Origin of the sequence: Pseudoalteromonas issachenkonii (assembly GCF_002310795.1) — a bacterium.
Lineage (GTDB): Bacteria > Pseudomonadota > Gammaproteobacteria > Enterobacterales > Alteromonadaceae > Pseudoalteromonas > Pseudoalteromonas tetraodonis.
Genome location: NZ_CP011030.1, coordinates 2,297,348 through 2,320,625 on the forward strand (window position 1 = coordinate 2,297,348; position 23,278 = coordinate 2,320,625).

Annotated in this window: 21 protein-coding genes; 11 read left to right on the forward strand and 10 right to left on the reverse strand. The window is 41.4% G+C overall.

Going from position 1 to position 23,278, the window contains the following annotated elements; all coding sequences use genetic code 11:
- Nucleotides 1-140: 140 nt before the first annotated feature.
- Together tsf and rpsB are read right to left on the reverse strand one after the other, a co-directional pair.
- Nucleotides 141-992, reverse strand: coding sequence for a translation elongation factor Ts (gene tsf, locus PISS_RS10635; RefSeq protein ID WP_013465429.1), 852 nt, complete (start codon nucleotides 990-992; stop codon nucleotides 141-143).
- A 104-nt stretch (nucleotides 993-1,096) separates the two neighbouring features.
- The gene (gene rpsB, locus PISS_RS10640; RefSeq protein ID WP_013465430.1) at nucleotides 1,097-1,825 is read right to left on the reverse strand and encodes a 30S ribosomal protein S2; all 729 of its coding nucleotides are present in this window, start codon (nucleotides 1,823-1,825) and stop codon (nucleotides 1,097-1,099) included.
- Between the two features lie 272 nt (nucleotides 1,826-2,097).
- Here rpsB and map point away from each other — a divergent pair, with 272 nt between their 5' ends.
- From map to PISS_RS10665, 5 genes are all read left to right on the forward strand, one after another.
- Nucleotides 2,098-2,883 carry a type I methionyl aminopeptidase gene (gene map, locus PISS_RS10645; RefSeq protein ID WP_008467527.1) on the forward strand — a complete coding sequence of 262 codons (786 nt, stop codon included), beginning with the start codon at nucleotides 2,098-2,100 and terminating at the stop codon, nucleotides 2,881-2,883.
- Between the two features lie 167 nt (nucleotides 2,884-3,050).
- Nucleotides 3,051-5,669 (forward strand): [protein-PII] uridylyltransferase, encoded by a 2,619-nt coding sequence (glnD, locus tag PISS_RS10650; RefSeq protein ID WP_016899280.1) that lies wholly within the window; start codon nucleotides 3,051-3,053, stop codon nucleotides 5,667-5,669.
- Between the two features lie 9 nt (nucleotides 5,670-5,678).
- A complete protein-coding gene (gene dapD / locus PISS_RS10655; protein ID WP_013465432.1) occupies nucleotides 5,679-6,506 on the forward strand; it encodes a 2,3,4,5-tetrahydropyridine-2,6-dicarboxylate N-succinyltransferase in 828 nt (275 codons plus the stop codon).
- 236 nt (nucleotides 6,507-6,742) lie between these two features.
- The gene (locus PISS_RS10660; protein WP_058155040.1) at nucleotides 6,743-7,759 is read left to right on the forward strand and encodes a tetratricopeptide repeat protein; all 1,017 of its coding nucleotides are present in this window, start codon (nucleotides 6,743-6,745) and stop codon (nucleotides 7,757-7,759) included.
- Nucleotides 7,760-7,989: 230 nt separating this feature from the next.
- The gene (locus PISS_RS10665; protein ID WP_058155041.1) at nucleotides 7,990-10,020 is read left to right on the forward strand and encodes a BCCT family transporter; all 2,031 of its coding nucleotides are present in this window, start codon (nucleotides 7,990-7,992) and stop codon (nucleotides 10,018-10,020) included.
- Nucleotides 10,021-10,102: 82 nt separating this feature from the next.
- On the opposite strand, the gene PISS_RS10670 is transcribed toward PISS_RS10665, so the two are convergent.
- The 8 genes from PISS_RS10670 to pspA all read right to left on the reverse strand — a co-directional run bounded on the left by PISS_RS10670 (nucleotide 10,103) and on the right by pspA (nucleotide 16,700).
- Nucleotides 10,103-10,447, reverse strand: coding sequence for a 4a-hydroxytetrahydrobiopterin dehydratase (locus tag PISS_RS10670; RefSeq protein WP_013465435.1), 345 nt, complete (start codon nucleotides 10,445-10,447; stop codon nucleotides 10,103-10,105).
- Nucleotides 10,448-10,485: 38 nt separating this feature from the next.
- Nucleotides 10,486-11,283 (reverse strand): phenylalanine 4-monooxygenase, encoded by a 798-nt coding sequence (phhA, locus tag PISS_RS10675; RefSeq protein ID WP_058155044.1) that lies wholly within the window; start codon nucleotides 11,281-11,283, stop codon nucleotides 10,486-10,488.
- Nucleotides 11,284-11,521: 238 nt separating this feature from the next.
- A complete protein-coding gene (gene megL / locus PISS_RS10680; RefSeq protein WP_058155045.1) occupies nucleotides 11,522-12,703 on the reverse strand; it encodes a methionine gamma-lyase in 1,182 nt (393 codons plus the stop codon).
- Between the two features lie 135 nt (nucleotides 12,704-12,838).
- Nucleotides 12,839-13,867, reverse strand: a complete 1,029-nt coding sequence (locus PISS_RS10685) for a TIGR01620 family protein (RefSeq protein ID WP_058155047.1) — start codon at nucleotides 13,865-13,867, stop codon at nucleotides 12,839-12,841.
- A complete protein-coding gene (locus tag PISS_RS10690) occupies nucleotides 13,864-15,282 on the reverse strand; it encodes a YcjX family GTP-binding protein (RefSeq protein WP_058155048.1) in 1,419 nt (472 codons plus the stop codon). The genes PISS_RS10685 and PISS_RS10690 overlap by 4 nt, the downstream gene beginning before the upstream one ends.
- Nucleotides 15,283-15,345: 63 nt before the next feature.
- Nucleotides 15,346-15,744: an envelope stress response membrane protein PspC gene (pspC, locus tag PISS_RS10695; RefSeq protein WP_013465440.1), complete on the reverse strand. Its 399-nt coding sequence runs from the start codon at nucleotides 15,742-15,744 to the stop codon at nucleotides 15,346-15,348.
- Nucleotides 15,741-15,974, reverse strand: a complete 234-nt coding sequence (pspB, locus tag PISS_RS10700) for an envelope stress response membrane protein PspB (RefSeq protein ID WP_008111014.1) — start codon at nucleotides 15,972-15,974, stop codon at nucleotides 15,741-15,743. Before pspB ends, pspC begins: the two co-directional genes overlap by 4 nt.
- Before the next feature lie 66 nt (nucleotides 15,975-16,040).
- Complete coding sequence (gene pspA / locus PISS_RS10705; protein WP_016899278.1) at nucleotides 16,041-16,700, reverse strand: phage shock protein PspA; 660 nt, start codon at nucleotides 16,698-16,700, stop codon at nucleotides 16,041-16,043.
- Nucleotides 16,701-16,886: 186 nt separating this feature from the next.
- On the opposite strand from pspA, the gene pspF reads away from it, so the two are divergent.
- Genes pspF through PISS_RS10735 form a run of 6 tightly spaced genes read left to right on the forward strand, consistent with a single transcriptional unit; the run spans nucleotide 16,887 to nucleotide 23,238 of the window.
- Nucleotides 16,887-17,948: a phage shock protein operon transcriptional activator gene (pspF, locus tag PISS_RS10710; protein ID WP_013465442.1), complete on the forward strand. Its 1,062-nt coding sequence runs from the start codon at nucleotides 16,887-16,889 to the stop codon at nucleotides 17,946-17,948.
- Nucleotides 17,949-17,962: 14 nt separating this feature from the next.
- Entirely contained in the window at nucleotides 17,963-19,570 is a 1,608-nt protein-coding gene (locus tag PISS_RS10715; RefSeq protein ID WP_013465443.1) for an ABC transporter substrate-binding protein, read from the forward strand.
- Nucleotides 19,570-20,604 (forward strand): ABC transporter permease subunit, encoded by a 1,035-nt coding sequence (locus PISS_RS10720; RefSeq protein ID WP_058155050.1) that lies wholly within the window; start codon nucleotides 19,570-19,572, stop codon nucleotides 20,602-20,604. The genes PISS_RS10715 and PISS_RS10720 overlap by 1 nt, the downstream gene beginning before the upstream one ends.
- The gene (locus PISS_RS10725; protein ID WP_013465445.1) at nucleotides 20,591-21,484 is read left to right on the forward strand and encodes an ABC transporter permease subunit; all 894 of its coding nucleotides are present in this window, start codon (nucleotides 20,591-20,593) and stop codon (nucleotides 21,482-21,484) included. Before PISS_RS10720 ends, PISS_RS10725 begins: the two co-directional genes overlap by 14 nt.
- On the forward strand, nucleotides 21,485-22,477 hold the full coding sequence (locus tag PISS_RS10730) for a peptide ABC transporter ATP-binding protein (protein ID WP_008111028.1): 993 nt from the start codon (nucleotides 21,485-21,487) through the stop codon (nucleotides 22,475-22,477). It begins immediately after the preceding gene.
- A complete protein-coding gene (locus tag PISS_RS10735; protein WP_013465446.1) occupies nucleotides 22,477-23,238 on the forward strand; it encodes an ATP-binding cassette domain-containing protein in 762 nt (253 codons plus the stop codon). Before PISS_RS10730 ends, PISS_RS10735 begins: the two co-directional genes overlap by 1 nt.
- Nucleotides 23,239-23,278: the final 40 nt, after the last annotated feature.

Genomic DNA, 23,278 nt, shown 5'->3' on the forward strand with positions numbered 1-23,278 from the left:
TATTGAATTATGGATAAAAAATAACCGCGCTTATGTTAAACATAAAAGCGCGGTTATTTTAAAGAATTTCTAAGCGTGACGCAAAAGCAAATAGTACTTTAATTGCATCTATTTTCCTTTGGCATCACAAATAGCTAATCTTACTTAGCTTTAGCAGCTGCAATTTGAGCAGCAACTTCAGCAGCAAAATCTTCTTCTTTCTTCTCGATACCTGCACCAACTTCCATACGTACAAAGCCAGTAACTGTTGCGTTTTTCTCTTTAAGAATTTCGCCAACAGACTTTTTAGGTTCCATGATGAAAGCTTGACCAGTAAGAGAAACCTCACCAGTGAATTTTTTCATACGACCAACAACCATCTTCTCAGCGATTTCAGCAGGCTTGCCTTCATTCATCGCGATGTCGATTTGTACTTGCTTTTCTTTTTCAACAACATCAGCAGGTACGTCATCTGGTGTTAAGTAGTCTGGGTTTGAAGCAGCAACGTGCATTGCAACGTGCTTAAGTGTTTCTTCATCAGCAACACCTGCAACAACAACACCAATACGCTCGCCGTGACGGTACTCAACTAGTTGCTCACCAGTGATGTACTGAAGACGACGTACATTGATGTTTTCACCAATTTTAGTTACTAGCTCAACACGATCTTCTTCAAACTTAGCTTGTAAGTCTTCGATAGATGAAGTGTCAGCGATAGCAGCATCTGCAACTTTATTAGCAAATGCTAAGAAGCTTGCATCTTTAGCTACGAAGTCAGTTTGACAGTTAACTTCTACAAGTACTGCAACACCCGCGTTTTGCTTGATGATGATAGTACCTTCAGCAGCGATGTTACCTGCTTTTTTAGCAGCCTTTGCAGCACCGCTCTTACGCATGTTTTCAATCGCTAACTCGATGTCACCATCAGTCTCAGTTAACGCTTTTTTACAATCCATCATGCCAGCGCCAGTACGCTCGCGTAATTCTTTAACTAGGGCAGTAGTTACAGCCATTAGTAAATCCTCAAATCTGAAATCAGGTTTAGATAAGCGGGTTACCCGCTCCACAAGAATAGCAAGTCTTCACCTTTAAAAGATGAAGACTTGATGACAGCTAATTACTCAGCTTCTACGAAGTCATCTTTTTCAGCTTGAGCAACGATGTTACTCTCACGGCCTTCAGTGATCGCAGCTGCAACAGCACTAGTGTAAAGGTTGATTGCACGGATAGCATCATCGTTACCAGGTACGATGTAATCAACACCGTCTGGGTTAGAGTTAGTATCAACGATTGCAACAACTGGGATACCTAGGTTGTTAGCTTCACGGATAGCAATGTGCTCGTGGTCAGCATCGATTACAAAGATAGCGTCTGGAAGGCCACCCATGTTTTTAATACCACCAAGGCTTTTTTCAAGCTTGTCCATTTCACGAGTAAGCATTAACGCTTCTTTCTTAGTTAACTTCTCGAAAGTACCGTCTTGGCTTTGAGCTTCAAGGTCTTTAAGACGCTTGATTGATTGACGAACTGTTTTCCAGTTAGTCAACATGCCGCCTAACCAACGGTGGTTAACGAAGAATTGATCGCTTTGTAAAGCAGCTTCTTTTACTGCTTCGCTTGCTGCGCGCTTTGTACCAACGAAAAGAACTTTACCTTTGTTTGCAGCAGCACCAGATAAAAACTTAAGTGCAGTGTTGAACATTGGTACAGTTTGCTCAAGGTTGATGATATGTACACGGTTACGTGCGCCGAAGATGAAAGGTTTCATCTTAGGGTTCCAGTAACGTGCTTGGTGACCAAAGTGAACACCAGCTTGAAGCATATCGCGCATTGAAACGTTTGCCATTTTGTAAATCCTCTAAGTTGTTTAGGGTTAGGCCTCCACATATCCCATAGCACCAACACCGCAGTTAAATGAAACTGAAATGCACCCAAGTGTATGTGACGATACGTGTGTGTGTTAAAATAAAATTGTGTTTGCCTTAAATACAAAAAATCATTTAAGAATTTATTTGTAAAAAGACGGCGCGCTTTATACCATATTAAAATTAAATACTCAACGTCTCGTGCAAAAATTGTGCGACGATAATCATCTAAAAACGCAACTTTGGAGCCTCAATGAGCGCTGTGATTAAGACCCCTGAAGAAATCGAGAAAATGCGTGTAGCCGGCCGTTTGGCTGCTGATGTGCTAGAAATGATCGAACCACATGTGGTACCAGGTATCACCACCGATGAGCTAAATACAATTTGTCATGATTATATTGTTAATGTGCAAGATGCCGTTCCTGCTCCTCTTAATTATCATGGTTTTCCAAAATCAATTTGTACCTCGGTAAATCATGTAATTTGTCACGGAATTCCGAACGACAAAGCATTAAAAGACGGTGACAGTGTCAATATTGACATTACTGTTATTAAAGATGGTTACCATGGTGATACTTCAAAAATGTTCCATGTTGGCACACCTAACATTCAAGGCAAACGCCTTGCAGAAGTGACTCAAGAAAGTCTTTACCTTGCCATTAAAATGGTAAAACCGGGTGTTCGCCTTGGTGATATTGGTGCAGCTATTCAAAAATATGCAGAGAGCTTTAATTACTCTATCGTACGTGAATACTGCGGGCACGGTATTGGCAGTGAATTTCATGAAGAACCACAGGTAATGCACTACGGAAAACCAGGTACAGGCGAAACATTAAAAGCCGGTATGTGTTTAACAATCGAGCCCATGGTCAATGCAGGCAAACGCCAATGTAAATTACTAAAAGACGACTGGACTGTGGTAACAAAAGACCGTAGTTTATCAGCTCAGTGGGAACATACCTTACTGGTAACTGAAAATGGTGTTGAAATTTTAACACTACGATCAGATGATACTATCGATAGAATCATCGAGCACTAATAGTAGTGTGTGCTTAATCATAGTAATAACAGGCTTTAGCCTGCGTACAGATTAAGTGGTTTGCTGCAAAGGGAAATAACATGATTTATTCCCTTTGCAGCAAACACAGTATAAAAATAACTTAATCCAAGACTTATAATGCAGTCCATATATAGGAGCCAGCCTAAGTGGCATTACCTAACAAAGTAAAAAAGTTGCTCAATGATGCTCAGCAACTTAGCGAATACCGCGATTGCTCCGCCTATTTTTATAAATGGTTGCATAATGAATTCTCAAAACAACCCGTTGGTAATCTAATAAACGCCCGTGCAGAATTTATAGACCGGTTACTGATTAAACTCTTTCATGTTTTCGATTTAGCCCACGAGCCAGATCTCGCTTTAATTGCTGTAGGAGGTTATGGTCGCGGTGAACTTCATCCCTACTCCGACATTGACTTTTTACTGCTTGTTACCCAGCAACCCAATGACGATATTTGCGAAAAAATTGGCCAGTTTGTCACTATGCTATGGGATCTTAATTTAGAAATAGGTCACAGTGTACGCACCATTGAACAAGCCATAGAGCAAAAACGTGAAGATGTTACCTTTGCCACCAGCCTACTAGAAAGCCGATTAATTTTCGGCAACCATATTGAATTCGAAAAGCTCAAAAGTCACCTCATCGAAAGGCCTGTATGGGGCTCTGGAGAGTTCTTTGTTGCAAAAGTACAAGAGCAAAATTTACGCCATAAAAAATGTCATGGTACGGCTTATAATCTAGAGCCTAATATAAAAGAAAATCCAGGCGGGCTGCGCGATTTACAAACCATTATTTGGGTTGCAAAAAAACACTTTAGAGCCGAAACCCTGCAAGAGCTGATAAATCACGGCTACCTAACTCACGAAGAATACCAAGAACTGTTAGAGTGCCTTGAAAATTTATGGAATATTCGCTTTGCTTTGCATTTAGCCGCGGGTCGCTCAGAAAACCGTTTATTGTTTGATCACCAGCCGCAAGCGGCTGAAATTTTGGGTTTTGGTAGTGATGGAAAAGCCTCTGTTGAGCGCATGATGAAACGCTTGTTCAGAATAATGAGCCGGGTGCGTGAACTTAATCAAATGCTACTTTCGTACTTTGAGCAAAGTATTTCGCCAGACAGCAGCCAAGCCACCGTTGAAGAGCTTGACCGCAATTTTGAACGCGTGGGCCATCAAATTCGGGTAAAAAGTCCGTCAGTATTTTTTAGGCGTGACCAACTTTTTGTATTATTTGAGCACATTGCTGATCACCCAGAAATTACCCATATATACCCAAGTACCATTCGAACTATCCGCCAAGTACGTCGTCGCTTATTAGGTGACTTACAAGATTATGCCGCGTGCCGCGAAGCTTTTTTACGCATTATAAAGCACCCTAACGGCATGGGCCGTGCGTTTACGCTGATGCATAAGCACGGCATGATTGCGGCTTACCTTCCGCAGTGGCGCAATATTTTTGGCCAAATGCAGTTTGATTTGTTTCATGCCTATACCGTAGATGAACATACCCATAAATTAATTAATAATATTTACCAATACTTCGATAAAACCAGCATTAGTGACTTTCCAATTTGCAGTGAAATAGTTACGCGCATGGATAAACCCGAATTACTGTATTTGGCTGGTATTTTTCATGATATTGCTAAGGGGCGTGGTGGCGATCACTCAGAGCTGGGCGCTGTTGATGCCATAGCGTTTTCAAAGCTGCATGGCTTTGCCTCTTCAGATGGTAAGCTCATAGCGTGGTTGGTAAGCAACCACTTACTTATGTCGGTAACTGCGCAACGTAAAGATATTAACGACCCCGATGTAATAAAAGATTTTGCATCGCGAGTAAAAACCGAACGCCAACTCGATTACCTCTATTGTTTAACCGTGGCTGATATTCGAGCCACCAATGACAACCTATGGAATGACTGGAAAAACACGCTGCTGCGCGAGCTTTATTTGCACACACAGCGCGCCTTGCGCCTCGGGCTTGAAAACCCAATGGATCAACGCGACCAAATTCGTGATAAAAAGCACCAAGCTAAGCAACGCCTGCTTAATTTGCATTATCACGAGGAGCAAATTGACTTAATTTGGAGCCGTTTTAAAGCAAATTACTTTACCGCTTTTAGTGAGCAACAAATTTCTTGGCATACTGAGCACTTACTCAAGTGCACTGATTTAAGCCAGCCCAGTGTTATCGTTTCTAATAAAGCGATGCATGGCGGTACCCAAGTGTTTGCTTATAGCCCCTATTCAGGTGCTCTCTTTGCTCGACTGGTAAGTGTTATTGGCTCTAAAAAAGCGCAAATTCAGCACGCCCAAGTACTGACCACCAAAGATGGCTACGTACTGTTCAACTTTGTTATTTTAGAAGTTAACGGCGATCCGATTGCCAGTAGCCGCGCACAATCGATTAAACGCGGATTAGAGCAAGCGCTTCATGATCCACGTAAAAAAATACGCTTTAAAAAGAGCCGATCACAGCGTTTTAAAGACTTTAATATTAAACCTAAAATTGTACTGCGCCCGCACCCTCGTAAGGATCGTAGCTTAATAGAAATTCAAGCGGTTGATATACCTGGACTATTAACTAAAATAGCCGAGGTTTTTCAAGCTTACTTACTCCACATACATGCCGCACGTATTACCACGGTAGGCGAACGTGCAGAAGATTTCTTTGTGGTATCAAATAACGAATATCAAGCGCTGACTGATGAAGAGCAAGCAAAAATTCATCAGGCATTACGTAAAAAACTCAACGCCGAAATTGAATAAGAGGACACTATGTCAGATTTAAAAACCATGATTGAAAATGCGTGGGATAACCGCGACAGCATTAGCCCTGCTACAGTATCAAGCGATGTTAAACAAGCGATTATAGATGCGCTTGAGCTATTAGATAGCGGCGCTGCTCGCGTTGCAGAGAAAATTTCAGGCGAATGGGTTGTTCACCAGTGGCTTAAAAAAGCAGTACTACTTTCATTTAGAATTCGTGAAAATCAGCCAATGAACGACGGCGTAAACCAATTTTACGATAAAGTACCGCTTAAATTTAGCGACTACACGCCGGAGCAATTTCAGCAAGGCGGCATGCGTGTCGTACCCAACGCCGTTGCTCGTAAAGGCAGCTTTGTAGGTAAAAATGTCGTATTAATGCCATCGTACGTAAACATAGGTGCATTTGTTGACGATGGCACCATGGTTGATACATGGGCGACAGTGGGCTCATGTGCTCAAATTGGCAAGAACGTACACTTATCTGGCGGCGTAGGCATAGGCGGCGTTTTAGAGCCGTTACAAGCGAATCCTACCATCATTGAAGACAACTGTTTTATTGGCGCACGTTCAGAAATTGTTGAAGGCGTAATTGTTGAAGAAGGCGCCGTTATTTCAATGGGGGTTTACATTAGCCAAAGTACCCGTATTTACGACCGTGAAACCGGTGAAATTCACTATGGCCGTGTGCCTGCCGGCGCTGTTGTGGTTCCAGGTGCACTGCCTTCAAAAGATGGCAGCCATAGCTTGTATGCGGCTATTATTGTGAAAAAAGTAGATAAACAAACTCGCGAAAAAGTGGGCATTAATGCCCTACTGCGCTCGATTGATGAGTAATACGGTGCTTGGGTTGAGTGAAACGAAACCCAACGATACTTTTAAAGTTAAGTACGTTAGCTAAACTTTAATTGAATCTTTAAAAGCCTTAAACCCTTCTGGGTTTAAGGCTTTTTTGTTTTTTAGCTATAGCAGATAGCCACATCGTTGAGTATGCTCATCGCAATTGCGTTGCTTTGTTAGATGCCTACAACTATAGTGAATTAACGCATAGTTCGATTGTCGAGGTTAAGTTGTTGCGGCTTTTTGTAATAAGTTGGTTGATATTATTATGTTCAAAACACGTCTTTGCTAATGACTTCAATACCTTTGAAAAAAAATTAGACGAAGCCGAAGATTATCTTACTGTTAATCCAGCTCAATCTATTACTATTTTAGAAAACCTCACAGGGTTACAACTCATGCCACCAGAATTATTTATCCGCTGGCACCTTATCTATGCCCGTACAGCAGTACCTACAAGTCACTATGACGAGCTTTATACATCGATTGACGCAATATTTCAGCATCATCAAACTGATTATTTCAAACAAAAACTGACCACCATTATGAGTGCCTTGGGAATATGGCTTCGCCATGCAGAATATTTAGACGATGCCCAGTACTCATTTAAATGTGCTTACAAATATGCGCAAAACGATCGTCAACGCTTAACGCTCACCAACAGTATGGCATTGGTTGCTCGCTCGCAAGATGACTTTGCAAAAGCGCGTGCCTTGTACCTTGATAGCCATAAAATCACCACACAATTACAGCTTCCCAATGTAACTGCACTGATAGAGAGTAACTTAGGTTATTTAGCCCTAGATGAGGGCAATATACCCGAAGCTGAGCGCTATTTTAGAAGTGCATTAAGTAATAACCAAAACATTGATAAACGCGCGGGGCAAATCTCAACCGGGCTTAATTTATTAATGGTTTTTTTGATTCAAGAGCAGCAAATTAATTTTGAGCGACTCTATAGCCCAACGGCCACATTAACCCATGCCTTTCCCAACGAAGCGAAACAAGCATTACTTTTTTGGCTTGAAATAGGCTACAAAAATTTGACTGGGGGTTTTATAAGCCAAAAAGACAAACAACAGTTACAAACTGCGTATGAGCAATTAGAAAGCGATAAAATGAAACAACTGGTCGCGCGCTATTTAGCCAACAAGCTAGATGTAGCTGTAACCTTACCCGCCCCTATTGTCGCTAAGGACTTTACCAGCCCTTGGTTTGAGCTGGTAAAGCAATGTGATTGGAAACGCTAAGACTCGATTTAGTCCTTAGCCTATATAAAGCTATACCCCTCTAAAATAAATACTTTAATACTCTCACATCAACTTTCTCTTACTTTCTTTTTTAAAACCAAGCTGCTGTAAATATTAACTTTAATTTAAAAAAATGACATTTTTAAGCTGCAAAATTAGCCAACCCTAGTGAATTTATAATAAGGTAGTCAGGCATACTTGAAAGTTAGCAATTAATATTAAGGATTAATATGACAAAAACTGCTTTACGCTCAACCATTTTGCTACCTGTATTTTTGCCCGCAGTATTTATTATTCTACTTTTGGTGATTGGTACAAGTAGTAACCCTGAACTCGCTGGTCAGGCATTTAGTGTTGCCCTTGCGTGGATAACAGAAACCTTTGGCTGGTTTTATATGTTGTCTGTCGCTATTTTCTTGGTATTTATTGTCTCGGTCGCGGCTTCTAGTTGGGGGAATATAAAATTAGGCCCTGATCATGCAGAGCCACAATACAGCTTTGGTGAATGGTTTGCCATGCTCTTTTCTGCCGGTTATGGCGTGGCACTGCTTTATTTTGGTGTTGCTGAACCTGTGCTGCATTACGCATCCCCGCCATCGGGGGCGGCTGAAACCGTTGATGCCGCCAAGCAGGCAATGCAAATTGCCTTTTTCCATTGGGGATTTCATATTTGGGCTATCTATGGAATTGTTGGTTTAGTGCTTGCTTATTTTGCATTTCGCCATGGCTTACCACTGTCTATTCGCTCTGCCTTGTATCCACTTATTGGCGATAAAATTTATGGCCCAATCGGCCATACTGTGGATGTATTTGCCATATTAGGTACTTTATTTGGTATTGCCACTACACTAGGGCTTTCGGTGACTCAAATAAATGCTGGCCTACATTACTTATGGCCAAACATCCCTATTAATACCACAGTGCAAATTACGGCCATTGCCGTAATTACTGCAGCAGCAACACTCTCAGTGGTGGCCGGTATGGATAAAGGGGTCAAGCGATTATCAATTGTGAATATGACCTTAGCGGTTTCACTAATGGCTTTTGTGTTTTTCATTGGCCCGACTATCCATATTTTAGAATCATTTTTACAAAATACCGGCAGCTACCTAAGCGGTATTGTTGAGCGTACTTTTAATTTACAAGCTTATAGTCGCAGTGATTGGATTGGTAACTGGACTTTATTTATATTTGGCTGGACGATTGCGTGGGCACCGTTTGTGGGTATGTTCATCGCAAAAATTAGCCGTGGTAGAACCATCCGACAATTTGTTGTTGGGGTAATGTTAGTTCCCACTATTTTTACCTTTTTATGGTTTTCAGTCTTTGGTGATACGGCACTTAACTTAATTATGAATGAGGGGTTTGATACGCTTATTGGCGATGTACAAGCAAATCATGCCGTCGCATTATTTCAATTATTTGAAGTGTTACCACTGTCATTTTTCATTTCACTGCTCACTGTCATTTTGATCATAACTTTTTTTGTTACATCATCTGATTCAGGCTCTTTAGTCATTGATTCACTCGCCTCTGGAGGAAGCATTAATACGCCGGCTTGGCAACGCGTGTTTTGGGCGGTACTTGAAGGTGCTGTGGCGGCTGTTTTATTAGTGGCAGGCGGACTAAGTGCGCTGCAAACCATGACCATAGCCAGTGCCTTACCCTTTGCTATTATTATGCTAATTGCCACGGCGGGGCTTTGGCGAGCTCTAAAAATTGAAGCCCATCGAGACACCAGCTTGCAAGCACATACACTTAATAGCCGCAACATTAACTTGTCTCACTGGAAGCGTCGTTTAGCGGCTATGGTCAATTACCCTAATAAAGAAAAAGTACATACTTTTATTGGTAGCGTGGTAGTTGAGGCAATGAAAGCCGTACAAGCAGAATTGAAATCTAGACAATGGCATGCAGTGGTAGAATTTGATACGGATTTAGGCCGCGCTCATTTAACGGTACTGCGCCATGAACATGTGGATTTTGTTTATGATATTCGCCTTACCGAGCATCCTATGCCAAGCTTTGCTTACTCAGAGCTAAAGCCTGATAACAATAATGCTGAAAAGTATTATAAGGCCGACGTGTTTTTACGTCGTGGTGGTCTGTCATACGATGTTTATGGCTACACTGAAGATGATATTGTGAAAGATATTCTCGACCAATTTGAAAACTACTTACACTTTCTAGGTAATAGCCCAGGCGAACTTCCTTGGGATATGGCCGAACATGATGACATGTTAAATACCGATAAAGCTTAACGGATACAGCCAGTATTGGTAAAAACGGTAATTAAAAATAAAAAAGGCACTGTAAAGTGCCTTTTTATTTACTCAAATATAATTACAGCGCGTTAAATACATCGTCTGTTTTAGCGGCACAAATAAAATCGTTTTTATGCAAACCTTTAATTGAATGGCTCCACCAAGTAACAGTTACTTTACCCCATTCGGTTAATAGACCAGGGTGATGGCCTTCGTCTTCAGCCATATCGCCAACTTTATTAGTAAATGCAATGGCCTGCTTAAAGTTTTTAAACTTATAAACGCGCTCTAATTGCATAATACCGTCGCGTACTTCCGGCACCCAATCAGGGATTTTTTTAATTAATTCAGCCAATTCTGCATCTGATACTTTTGGAGCATCTGCATGACAGGCTTCACATTTTTGTTCACTTAATGAAGACATTTTAAATCCTTAATTCTAGTGTTACTTTTATTAAAAAACTAACTAGCTAATTTTTCTTTTGGGGGAAATTTCGGCTCGTGTAAACCAAGCGCCTTAGCTTGCTCAACTAAAGTCATTATATCCATTTGCGATATTTCAAACAGATCATGAATCGAATTAATGGTGTAGTACAGCGGCTGCATAATATCAATACGGTATGGCGTGCGCAGCACATCTAGCACATTCATTGGATTAATTTCTGGTGTATCAGAGTACACGTATTGGGTTTCTCCTGGGCTTGATAAAATACCGCCCCCGTAAATACGTAATCCTTTTTCGGTTTGCATCAAACCAAATTCGACCGTAAACCAATACATGCGCGCTAAATAAACGCGGTCTTTTTTCTCTGCCGCGTAACCTAGTTGCCCGTATTTATGCGTAAATTCAGCAAAGTCAAGATTTGTTAGCATGGCACAGTGGCCGAATATTTCATGAAAAATATCGGGCTCTTGTAAATAATCAAATTCTTCACGGCTACGAATAAACGTAGCAACAGGAAACTGCTTGTTGGCCAGTAGTCTAAAAAACTCATCAAAGTCGATAAGTGCAGGTACAGGTGCTACTTGCCAACCTGTTGTTGCCAATAGCACTTCGTTTAGCTCACTTAGCTGTGGAATACGATCATGCGGTAGATTAATTTTTTTTAACCCTTCCATGTACTCGTCACAGGCTTTGCCTTCAATGCACGCAAGTTGGCGTGCTACAAGCTCAGACCAAATTTTATTTTCTTCATCGCTCCAATGTATAACGCCATTTTTATCTGGTGTTTTAGAGGTGTAATTACTTGCTTTAGCCATAAATACCTTCTTTGGGTTTAAACCCTAAATCGGTGTCAAAATAATAGCCACATGCTCGGCTATTCGATGTAGCCATACTATGCAAAAGTGAACAAAAGTTTAATAGCTTGACTCAGATCAATACTTTCGCAGAACGCGCAGATCGTAAATTTATAATTACACCAAAGCAAAGATAAAAACACACCCTATATTTAACAGGCCTTACAGATCGAAATCTCTGTAAATAATAAATTACACCTTACGATATTTTAGTAAATGCTTGGTTGAGATCGTTAATAATATCATTAACATCTTCAAGCCCAACAGATAAGCGAATTAAACCATCACTAATTCCGGCTGCTAATCTTTCTTCGGGTGTGTAAGGCGAATGGGTCATCGATGCAGGGTGTTGAATAAGTGTTTCGGCATCGCCTAAGCTAACCGCTAAAGTACATAGCTTCATGCTATCAATAAACTGCTCACCGTCGGTTAAGCTCCCTTTAATTTCAAAGGCAATAACACCGCCAGCCGCTTTCATTTGCTTACCAATAAACCGATGACCTGGGTGCGACTTCAGTCCAGGATAGTACACTTTACTCACTTGAGGGTGAGCCTCTAAATATTCAGCAATTGTTTGCGCACTTTGGCAATGGCGTTCAATGCGAATAGCTAAAGTTTTTAAGCCGCGATTTATTAACCACGCATCGTGTGGACTAATCGTCGCGCCTATATCTTTTAACACCGTCATTTTAATCTGTGTAATATGCTCAAGTGAACCACACACAATACCCGCAACAACATCGCCGTGACCATTTAAATACTTGGTCGCGCTATGCATTATAATATCGATACCGTACTTTTTTGGTGACTGCAGCAGCGGGGTTAAAAACGTATTGTCGACCACACTCAGTAAATTATGCTGTTTAGCAACATCGCCAATAAGTGCTAAATCAATCACTGCCATGGTTGGATTGATTGGTGTTTCTACAAATATCATTTTTGAGTTAGGCTTAATGGCAGCGCGCAGTTCACTCTCATTGGTCATATCAACAAAGGTGACTTCAATTCCCCATCGCGGCAACATATGCGAAAAAAAAGCAAAGGTGCAGCCATACAGAGCGCTTGATGCAATTAAATGATCGCCTTGCGATAGGAAGCTTAGTACCGAAGCGGATACCGCACCCATACCTGTTGCCGTGGCGGCAGCGGCCTCACAGCCTTCTAATTGCGCCACTTTTTGTTCAAGTTCAGTGGTGGTTGGGTTACCTAAACGCGTGTAAATATAACCGGGCTCTTCACCTGCAAAGCGGGCAGCACCTTGAGCGGCATTTTCAAAATGAAACGTAGACGTTTGATACAAAGGTGAGGTTAATGCGCCATGGGGGTCGTTTGCTTTTTGTGGGCCATGGATACATTGGGTGTTTTGATGATGCTTGCTCATTGTGTGTTCTCGTTTTTATTATGTGTGTCAATAGCATAAATAAAACGCACCGCACTTAAAATCACAAGCATGCCGGATGCTCAGATGGCTATTTGTGCAAACTTTACCCAAAAAGCTGTACACAAATATTGCCAACTATTTACTCTCGGCTCTCTTAGTGCGACTCATAATTTTACTCGCAATCCCTTGAACAGTTCCTTTTAACAAGCTGCGTTTATTTTCAAGACGCGGTAAGGGTCGGCTTAATTCCATGGCTTTATAGCCTATACGAGCTGTAAATATACCCGCACTGACGCCTTGCGCGGCTCGCCCTGAAAGTTTGCCTAATAGCTCAGCACTAAGTGCCGTGGCCGCTAAATCAGATACAAGCTCTGCACTGCCTACAAACATGACTTGTTTTAACAGCATTCGATAGAGTTTAATTCGACTGGCGTAACCAAAACCAATGCCATAAATTTTACCTATTTGTTCAATTAATTTTGTACCGCGCCATAGCACAGCTATCATATCCACCAGCGCAAGAGGGCTTAATGCGACTAATAAGGCTGACTCTGTTGCAAAGCGGTTTATAAGCTTTTTAGCTTGGGTGTCTTGCGTTACCAGTAGGCTATTAGCGTAAAGTGTCATTATTTCTTTATCACTATGGTGCGTAGCAACTTGGTTTTTAAAGTTTTCAAAATTGTCTAACTGCTGGTGCTTGTTCAATTTTTCAAGCCAAGGGAGTGCACCACCCACTTGCTCACTGTTTAATAGCCTATCGGCTTCATGGCGATGCAGCTGATTACGCTTTAAACTGCGCAACATCCGATACTCTCGCCATAACAATCTTGTTATTAATAGCAGAGCGCTTACCACGGCGGTTAAATAAACACTGCCCAAAATAAGCGATTGCTGATAAGCAAGCACAATAGAAAACCCAAACTCTAGCAGTACTAAAATAATAAAGCTGAGCGCAAACAAGCCTTTGAGCGTTTGCCATTTTGACTTTTTATACACCGGCTCTAAATCAACTTCAGGCTCAAGCGCATCATCCTCAAGCTCAGAGGTGTAATCACTTTGTCCGTGTTCAATAATTTTAGCAGGTGTTAACGCAGGCTCGTGTTGCTCAATACTTTGTGCACTAATACGACGCCCTGCTTGAAACTGTTGCGTTGACTCACTCATGTTAATTTATCTCCTAGCAAGTACTGCATCACATGATCTAATCGAATATGTTTAAGTTGCTTGTCGGGGCTTGGCATCGGCGAAAATGACAAAAATTCAAACCCTTGCGCTGGCCACTCACTTTTATTAAGCATTCTACTTGGCGGCTCTGGTGGTAAATAAGTCAGCCACTCATGCTCATTTAAAGGTTTACCGTAAACGCAATCAAGGGTTTGACCTTTATCAACCACTTGGCGAGGTTGGGTTGCGGTAATTGATGACATAGCCATAGTTTCAATTTGTACACCATCAAACTTTAAATGATTACTTTGCTCTTTAACCAGCGAGTCTAGTAACAAGGCTAACGCTTTATGATGCTTAGCACTGATGTGATCTGACTTATTAGCCGCAAACAATATTTTATCAATATTCGGTTTGAATAAACGTTTAAAAAAGCCAGACTCCCCATAATTAAAATGTGCCAACAATTGATTAATAACACGGCTTTGCTCATGCAACGTTTCATGGCCTTCATTTAATGCACTGAGTACATCAACCAACACAATTTGGCGGTCAAAGTGACGAAAATGCTCATTATAAAATGGCTTAACGACTTCTTTCACGTAAGCATTAAAACGTTTAATTAAATGCGCTAAATTAGAACCCGCCACCACATCGTCTTTCATTTTTTCAGGGTTTATTGGAAAAAATAACAATAACGGCGCACCTTGCAAGTCGCCTGGCATTAACATTCGTCCGGGTTGTAGCATCGCAAGTTTGGTGTCTTTTTTTAGCCCTACCAGCATGCGTTGATAAAGTTGTGCAATGTTAGCAAGCTCACTTTCATCCACAGGGGCATGTAAATCAAGTTGCTCTACGGCGTGTAAAAAATCGCCTGAGGTAGCGCTGCGAGGAGACTGATTTAATAATGGGTATTGCTGTTCACACCACGCAGTATAGCTTTGTTCAAGCATAGGTAAATCGAGCAGCCATTCGCCTGGATAGTCAATAATATCTAGGTATAACGTTGATTGCGGTGAAAAATGACCTCGCAGACCCGCATTACTTTGGTATTTAATCGCCAAGCGCAGGGTATTTATTCGCTCTGTAGACGCCGGCCAAGCAGGGTCGCCTTCCATTGGCAGTAAAGCATTTATTGCACGGTTATAGTCAAAGGTGGGCACGTTTAATGCCTCTTGAGGCACAATTTTAGTGGCAATATGACGATGCTCGCGCATCACATCAAAAAAAGGTAAGTTGTTGTCATTCGCCTGAGAGGTTAAGTGCTTAACTAACGCACTGATAAACGCGGTTTTACCACTGCCGCTCAACCCCGTTACGGCAAGCTTAACATGTTGGTCTAAACTACGGTGCAGGGCTTTTTGTGCTTTGCCTTTAAAGGTTTTAAAGGTCTTTTTTGCAAATGATTGGCTCATAAAGTGTTTTGCACCCTATCTGCCGTAATTGTTCACGTTACAAACAAGGTGCCTATCAATCCTTTAAAGTTTATTAATTTCACGACTGACCGTAAATTCGCTTGAGGTAACGTAACGTTCCATCTCTTGTAAGCGAACATCAACACGCGTTAAACGCTCTTTTAAGTCTTGTAATGCACGACGAGGTGGCTCGCCCTTTTGCCATACTTTAAACTTAACTTCTAGTGGGTCATCACTGTAAGTTGAATGCGTTTTATGTGTTGCAGCAGGTTTTTTATCTAAAATAAACCATGCTGCAATGTACGCTACCACAAATAATGGGCCACCGGTTAGTAGTACCGCACTAACAAATATAATGCGAACTAACCATAACTCCATATTAAAGTAGTCACTTAAACCGGCACATACGCCAGCTATTTTGCCGCGTTGTGGGTCTCTGAATAATTCGCGTTTAGTGTTCATACTTTTTGTCTCCACTGAGGTGACTCTTGATCAAGCAACGCTTCTAATGTTTCTACTCTATCAGCCATTTTTTCAGCTTTTTGTGCAAGCTCCAATAATTGGCGGTGCTCATGCTCACTTAACCCTTGGCTTACTTGCTTTTTGCTACGGTAGTGTAAAATTAACCACAGTGGCGCAACAAAAATCATAAATAAGATAAAGGGGGCAACTAGTATCTCTGGATCAAACATAATCCTCTCCTGACAATCCGTATTCTATGTTGATGTCAGGGGCACGTGGCCCCTGATATTATCGTTTTATTTATTTGCGAGTTTCTTTTTAAGTTCAGCTAACTCGTCATCAATCTTTTCATTCTTTTGTAAGTCTGCAATTTCATCAGCTAACGTTTGTTTACCTAAATCATAAGACTCTATTTGAGATTCTAGCCCATCAATTTTGGTTTCGTAACGTTCAAAGCGATTAAGTGCATCCTCTACTTTAGAACTATCAAGCGCTTTTTTAACTTCAAGGCGCGACTCAGCCGAGCGTTGACGTAAAATAATCGCTTTTTGACGTGCCTTAGCATCTGCTAGCTTTTCTTGTAGCGTAGTTACCTCTTGTTGTAGCTTCTCAATATGAGACTCTACATGGTCAAGTTCACTTTCTACCGCAGCAACTGCGTCGGCTGATTTTTGCTTTTCAAGTAATGCTGAGCGTGCTAAATCGTCACGATCTTTGCTCAGTGCCAATTCGGCTTTGTCTTGCCAATCGTTTACTTGGGCTTTTAGTGTATCTACGCGACGTACTAATTCTTTTTTCTCAGCGAGTGTTTTTGCTGATGTAGAGCGAACCTCTACCAGTGTATCTTCCATCTCTTGGATAATAAGACGAACCATTTTTTCAGGGTCTTCTGCTTTATCTAAAATGGCATTGATATTAGAATTAACAATGTCTGCAAAACGTGAAAAAATTCCCATAACATATACCTCTATTATTTAATCTAAATGTGTCTGCTTTTATTAGTATCAATATGCTTGCCAACTTTTTTAATTTTAAAATAGCAATAAATTTCAAACAGTTAAATCCAAATTACAAATTGCTTTTGTTATCAATCATAATGAAATACACTAACTGTTAGTAAAAATGACTAAGAGTTAGGAAATATGAGTCAATATCGCCAACAGGATAATTTGCTCGGCCAATCAGACAGCTTTTTATCGGTTCTTGATCAGGTATCGCAGCTAGCAAACCTAGATAAACCCGTACTTATTATTGGTGAACGTGGTACCGGTAAAGAGCTTATTGCAGCACGTTTACACTTTTTATCCAAGCGCTGGGATCAAAGTTACGTCAAACTCAACTGTGCGGCATTAAACGAAAATCTACTCGAAAGTGAATTATTTGGCCATGAAAGTGGTGCATTTACCGGCGCAAGTAAACGCCATGAAGGCCGATTTGAGCGGGCTAATAGCGGCACCTTATTTCTAGATGAGTTGGCAAATACTTCTGCCCTAGTGCAAGAAAAGCTATTAAGGGTAATCGAGTATGGTGAGTTTGAGCGTGTTGGCGGCAAACAAACGGTTAAAGTAGATACGCGCTTAGTCTGTGCGACCAATGAAGACTTACCGCATTTAGCGCAGCAAGGTGAATTTAGAAGCGATTTACTCGATAGGCTCGCATTTGATGTGATCACTCTACCGCCACTGCGCGAACGCCAAGACGATATTATGTTACTGGCTGAGCAATTTGCAATGAATATGGCACGCGACTTAGAGTGGGAGTTATTTAGTGGCTTTACTCGCAATGCACAAGAAAGTTTACTCAGTTATGAGTGGCCGGGTAATGTCCGTGAGCTTAAAAATGTAGTGGAGCGAAGTCTGTATCGCCACGGCAATGAACACATCCCTGTGCATAAAATTATTTTAGACCCATTCGAAAGCCGCTTTAGACCTAAAGCACGTATTAAACATACACAAGCCCCTGTTGCTGTGCAAAATGAAGTTGTTAACACCCAGCCCATAGAAGCGCCTGTAACACCGAGTTTGAGTAACGCAGAACCTGAGTTTCCTTGTGACTTAAAAACACTCTCTAATGAATTTGAGATCACATTAATAAAAAAAGCATTAGAACATAGCCAATTTAATCAAAAGAAGACTGCAGAAGTACTTGGTTTAACGTATCATCAATTACGTGGTTATTTGAAAAAATACAATTTGCTGGAATAGTAGAGGTTGTGCGGGTGCATAAATTATTACTTGCTTTATTATCATTGAGTTTAGTAGGTTGCATTGATAGTAAAGAAGAAATCTTAGAAGAAAAAAACCAAGGCCTCGTTTATTGCGCTGAGGCAAATCCTGTGTCGTTCAATCCACAAGTCACAACCACAGGATCAACCATCGATATTATTGCTAACCAGTTGTACGACCGGTTAATTAGTATTGACCCTGTGACCGCTGAATTTAAAAGCGAACTAGCCACCGACTGGAAAATTAGCAAAGACGGTAAGTCTGTCACTTTTACTCTGCGCAAAGGGGTTAAATTTCATACCACCGCGTATTTTACTCCAACACGCGAATTTAACGCTGATGATGTCATTTTCACTTTCAGTCGTTTATTTGATGTATACAACCCCTATCACTTTGTCGGTGATGCGAATTACCCCTACTTTCAAAGTGTGGGTATTGACCAACTTATTCGTAAAATTGTCAGGGTGTCTGATCACCAAGTTCGGTTTGAATTATTTAACGCAGAAAGCAGTTTTTTAGCGAATATGGCGACCGATTTCGCCGTGGTGCTCTCTAAAGAATATGCCATGGCGCTCAAAGCCAACAACCAAGAAAACCTATTTGATCAATATCCAGTTGGCACCGGTCCTTATATTTACAAAGAATACCGACGAGACCATTTAGTACGCTTTTATAAAAACGCTGACTATTGGAAACACGAGGTGGCACTTGAGCAGTTGGTGTACGACATTACCCCTAATGGCACAACGCGTATTGCTAAAATTCTTACCAAAGAGTGTGACGTAACTGCGCATCCTAGCAGTGCACAGTTAAGTATTTTAGCTCAGCGAGATGATATTAACGTTGAAAGGGAAACCAACTTAAACATAGGTTATTGGGCATTTAATACCGAACGCCCTCCGTTTGATAACTTAAAAGTACGCCAAGCCTTAGTGCATGCCATTGATATAGAAAAAATAATGCAGGCAGTTTACTACGGTAATGGACTTCGTGCGCGGTCAATATTACCACCCACGTCGTGGGCGTTTGAACCACAAAAGAACATGCCAATTTTCGACCCACAACTGGCAAAAAAACTATTAACTGAAGCCGGTTATGAAAAAGGGTTTGATATGAGCATTTGGGCTATGCCTGTCAGCCGTATTTATAACCCCAATGCACGAAAAATGGCAGAGCTGATGCAAAGCGATTTACGCAAAATTGGCGTTAACGTTAATATTGTCGAGTATGAGTGGAACACCTTTATTCAACGCATAGGCGAGCACCGTCACGACAGTGTATTATTAGGTTGGGCAGCAGATACGCCTGATCCTGATAACTTTTTTAGCCCGTTACTTAGCTGCACCGCGACCTTCAGTGGCAAAAACCCAGCGAACTGGTGTAATCCTGAATTTGATTTACTGTTAACTAAAGCTCTCGATACGACCGATTTAAATTTACGTAAACAATATTACGACGCTGCACAAAGTATGATCATCGAACAATTACCCTTATACCCAATAGCCCACGGCATGCGTTTTCAGGCAAGTAGTGCTGATGTTGAGGGGATCACACTCGGGCCATTTGGCGCTATTTCATTGGCTAACGCGAGGAAGAAGTAATGTTATTCGATTATATTTTACGCCGCCTCGGATTGTTATTTTTCATGGTGTTATTACTGAGTATTTTTACTTTTTCGCTGAGCTACTTATTCCCTGGCGATCCACTGAGTAACTTAAGTGGCATACCAGACACTAATTTTACTCAAAATGCACAGCTAGAAGAAAAGTACCTGTTTAACAGTAACTACTTCATGCAGTTCATTGCCTTTGTTGGGCGAATAGTACAAGGCGATTGGGGCGTGTCGTTTGCCTCAGGAGATAGTGTTTTTGCTCACGTGGTTGATTTAATTCCAGCGACCTTAGAGCTGAGTATTTATGCGTTAGTCATCTCGGTTGTAGTAGGCGTGCCTGTCGGGATTTTAGCATCGGCTTATCATAAACAATGGCCTGATAAATTAATTAGCTCAACAGCTATGGTTGGTTATTCTATGCCTATTTTTTGGCTCGCGTTATTACTAATTATGGTTTTTTCGCTCAAACTTGGTTGGTTTCCTATGTCGGGGCGAGTGAGCTTATTGTATGAAATACCTGCCAGTACGGGGTTTATCTTACTGGATATTTTACTTGCTGATTTTCCCTACAATGGCATGGCAATGCTTGATGCACTGCATCACCTAACGTTACCTACCATTGTACTGGCTATGTATCCGACTACTGTATTGGTGCGCTTTACTCGCGAATCAATGTTAAAAGTAATGGATCAAAACTTTATCAAAACAGCTCGCGCCAAAGGCCTTAACCGTGGACAGCTTATTATTCATCACGCCCTGAGAAATGCATTACTGCCAGTCATAAAGCAAATAGGTTTGCAATTTAGCACCTTGATCACCCTTGCTATGATCACCGAGGTTATTTTTTCATGGCCGGGGATTGGCCGTTGGTTAATCGACAGTATTTATCAACGTGACTACCCTGCCATACAAGGGGGGTTAATGGCCGTTTCTTTTTTTATTATTATTGCCACAATTATAGCTGAACTAACATACACCCTACTCGATCCTCTGTCTCGGAACCAAGCGCATGGCAAAGTTTAATTTATTTTCAGAAGATTCAAATAAATCGCCATTAGCGAGACTATGGCGAAAATTTAAAAATAACCATCCTGCTTTGGTGGGTTTATGGGTGTTTATTGCCTTTAGTATATTAGCTGCAACAGCGCCGTTTCTTGCGCCCTATGGAGTAAATCAACAGCACAGTAATGCACTACTGCTGCCACCTTCATGGAATGAAATGGGCGATGTGCGGTTTATTTTAGGCACCGATGACTTAGGCCGAGATGTGCTTTCACGCTTGATGAATGGTGCGACTTATACTTTTGGTTTGTCGGTCGTGGCTGCCCTAATTACCACCATAATTGGTGTGTTAGTCGGTACATTTGCTGGTATAAGCAAAGGCATACGCTCTAGCTTTTTGAACCATTTACTTGATGTAACCTTATCTATCCCCTCATTATTATTGGCCATTATTATTATTGCCATACTCGGCCCAGGATTAATGAATACCGTTTGGGCAATTATTTTAGCGCTGTTACCACAGTTTATTCATTCCATTAGAAACCTAATCGTTGATGAGCTGGGTAAAGATTATGTCACAGCGTACCGGCTCGATGGGGCCTCTAAGTGGCATATTTTATCGCGCGGTATTTTTCCTAATGTGTATGAGTATATTGTGGTTATTTTTACTATGGCCCTCTCCACAGCTATTTTAGATATTGCTGCGCTAGGGTTTTTAAAACTTGGCGCACAGCCGCCGACCACTGAATGGGGTGCTATTTTGGCCGAAAACTTAGGGCTTATTTATTTAGCGCCATGGACGGTGGCTCTTCCGGGTGTACTGCTATTTTTAGCCGTTCTTTCAACAAACTTGGTGGGCGATGGACTTCGCAAAGTTTTACAAGCGCGTAAGGCCGATTAAATGCATTTACTAGATATTCGAAACTTAACCATAGAGCTGCAAACGTCTGAAACCGCTATTCGTGCTGTTGACCGAGTAAGTTTTAGTTTAAAAGAAGGTGAAGTACACGCCTTAGTGGGAGAATCCGGCTCAGGAAAAAGCTTAATTGCAAAAGCCATTGTAGGCGTACTTAACGAACGCTGGGTTATAACCGCCGATAGAATGCATTGGCGCGGTGTTGATTTAATGCGCCTCACACCAGAGCAGCGCCGTAAAACCGTCAGCCAAGACATTGCAATGATTTACCAAGATCCAAGTCGCTGCCTTGACCCTACTGCAAAAATATTTAACCAAATCGCTGAAACACTGCCTGAAGTGGCCGCCAAAGGGTTTTTCTTAAAACGCAACCGAGAGCGTAAAGATCGTGTAAAAGCACTGATACACAAAGTGGGCATTAAAAATCATGAAGCCGTGCTTGATAGCTACCCTCATGAACTCTCTGAAGGCGTTTGTCAAAAAGTCATGATAGCCATGGCCATTGCGCGTACACCTAAATTGCTCATTGCTGATGAGCCAACAACCGCACTAGAAAGTACCACTCGTGCGCAGGTATTTCGATTATTAAAAAGTTTGAATCAGCTAAAGAATATGTCTATTTTGATGATTTCCCATGAGCTAGAAGAAATAGTAAATTGGTCACATGGTATTCATGTTTTGTATTGCGGACAAATGGTTGAAGCCGGTCCAACGCACCGTATTTTTAGCCAACCGCGTCATCCTTATACGCAGGCTTTATTAAAAAGCTTACCTGATTATGAGCACGGCTTAGCCCATAAAGAACCTTTTTATGCATTAAAAGGCACTATACCTACACTACAACATTTACCGATTGGTTGTCGTTTAGGACCGCGTTGCCCGCAAGCACAAAAAGAGTGTGTGGTTGCCCCTAAACTCTCTAAACACCACGGCCATAGTTACGCGTGTCACTTTCCATTGATCAAGGAAGTAAAATAATGCAACCCTTGTTAAAAGTTCAAGCCTTGTCAAAAGCCTTTAACATGCGTGCAGGTTTATTTAGCCGTAAAAAATTTGATGTACTAAAAAACATCTCATTTAGTATTGGTAAAGGTGAAACGATTGCCATTATTGGTGAAACCGGCTCAGGAAAAAGCACCCTCGCTAAATTGTTAGTTGGCGCATACAGTGCAGACAGCGGACAAATATTATTAGAAAATAACACCATTGAAAACAACGGCCAGCGCGATGCTCAGTGCCGTTATATCCGAATGATTTTTCAAGACTCCGCCACCTCGTTAAACCCAGCACTAACCATTGCAGAAATGCTCGACGATTGCCTAAAATTTAATACCGATTTTGATAAAGATCAGCGCAGTGAAAAAATTGGCAGTACTTTACTTAAGGTCGGTTTGCTGGTTGATCACCAACAATACTATCCGCATATGTTTAGTATTGGGCAATTACAGCGTATAGCGCTCGCTCGCGCACTTATTTTAGATCCCAAGGTCGTTGTACTCGATGAGGCACTTTCGTCGCTTGACCCCTCTGTGAGGGCGCAAATAGTTAACTTATTACTTAAATTACAGCTCGAAACCGGTTTAACCTATATTTTGATCACCCATCACTTAAGTTTAGTGCGTCATATTAGCGACCAATTAGTCGTTCTCAATAAAGGTGAAATTGTTGAATACGGTCCCACTGAAGCTATTTTTCAAAGCCCACAGTCAAAGGTTACTCAACGCTTATTAAGCTGTTAATACAAAAACAAAAAAGGCGCCAATTGGCGCCTTTTATAGT

What these genes read in the sequence shown, in the direction of transcription:
- rpsB (WP_013465430.1), bottom strand. Translation starts at nt 1,825, where the DNA reads ATGGCAAACGTTTCAATGCGCGATATGCTTCAAGCTGGTGTTCACTTT.
- PISS_RS10690 (WP_058155048.1), bottom strand. Translation starts at nt 15,282, where the DNA reads ATGAGCCAATCATTTGCAAAAAAGACCTTTAAAACCTTTAAAGGCAAA.
- PISS_RS10735 (WP_013465446.1), top strand. Translation starts at nt 22,477, where the DNA reads ATGCAACCCTTGTTAAAAGTTCAAGCCTTGTCAAAAGCCTTTAACATG.
- tsf (WP_013465429.1), bottom strand. Translation starts at nt 992, where the DNA reads ATGGCTGTAACTACTGCCCTAGTTAAAGAATTACGCGAGCGTACTGGC.
- phhA (WP_058155044.1), bottom strand. Translation starts at nt 11,283, where the DNA reads ATGGCTAAAGCAAGTAATTACACCTCTAAAACACCAGATAAAAATGGC.
- megL (WP_058155045.1), bottom strand. Translation starts at nt 12,703, where the DNA reads ATGAGCAAGCATCATCAAAACACCCAATGTATCCATGGCCCACAAAAA.
- pspB (WP_008111014.1), bottom strand. Translation starts at nt 15,974, where the DNA reads ATGTTTGATCCAGAGATACTAGTTGCCCCCTTTATCTTATTTATGATT.
- map (WP_008467527.1), top strand. Translation starts at nt 2,098, where the DNA reads ATGAGCGCTGTGATTAAGACCCCTGAAGAAATCGAGAAAATGCGTGTA.
- PISS_RS10685 (WP_058155047.1), bottom strand. Translation starts at nt 13,867, where the DNA reads ATGAGTGAGTCAACGCAACAGTTTCAAGCAGGGCGTCGTATTAGTGCA.
- pspA (WP_016899278.1), bottom strand. Translation starts at nt 16,700, where the DNA reads ATGGGAATTTTTTCACGTTTTGCAGACATTGTTAATTCTAATATCAAT.
- PISS_RS10665 (WP_058155041.1), top strand. Translation starts at nt 7,990, where the DNA reads ATGACAAAAACTGCTTTACGCTCAACCATTTTGCTACCTGTATTTTTG.
- pspC (WP_013465440.1), bottom strand. Translation starts at nt 15,744, where the DNA reads ATGAACACTAAACGCGAATTATTCAGAGACCCACAACGCGGCAAAATA.
- PISS_RS10730 (WP_008111028.1), top strand. Translation starts at nt 21,485, where the DNA reads ATGCATTTACTAGATATTCGAAACTTAACCATAGAGCTGCAAACGTCT.
- PISS_RS10720 (WP_058155050.1), top strand. Translation starts at nt 19,570, where the DNA reads ATGTTATTCGATTATATTTTACGCCGCCTCGGATTGTTATTTTTCATG.
- PISS_RS10725 (WP_013465445.1), top strand. Translation starts at nt 20,591, where the DNA reads ATGGCAAAGTTTAATTTATTTTCAGAAGATTCAAATAAATCGCCATTA.
- pspF (WP_013465442.1), top strand. Translation starts at nt 16,887, where the DNA reads ATGAGTCAATATCGCCAACAGGATAATTTGCTCGGCCAATCAGACAGC.
- dapD (WP_013465432.1), top strand. Translation starts at nt 5,679, where the DNA reads ATGTCAGATTTAAAAACCATGATTGAAAATGCGTGGGATAACCGCGAC.
- PISS_RS10670 (WP_013465435.1), bottom strand. Translation starts at nt 10,447, where the DNA reads ATGTCTTCATTAAGTGAACAAAAATGTGAAGCCTGTCATGCAGATGCT.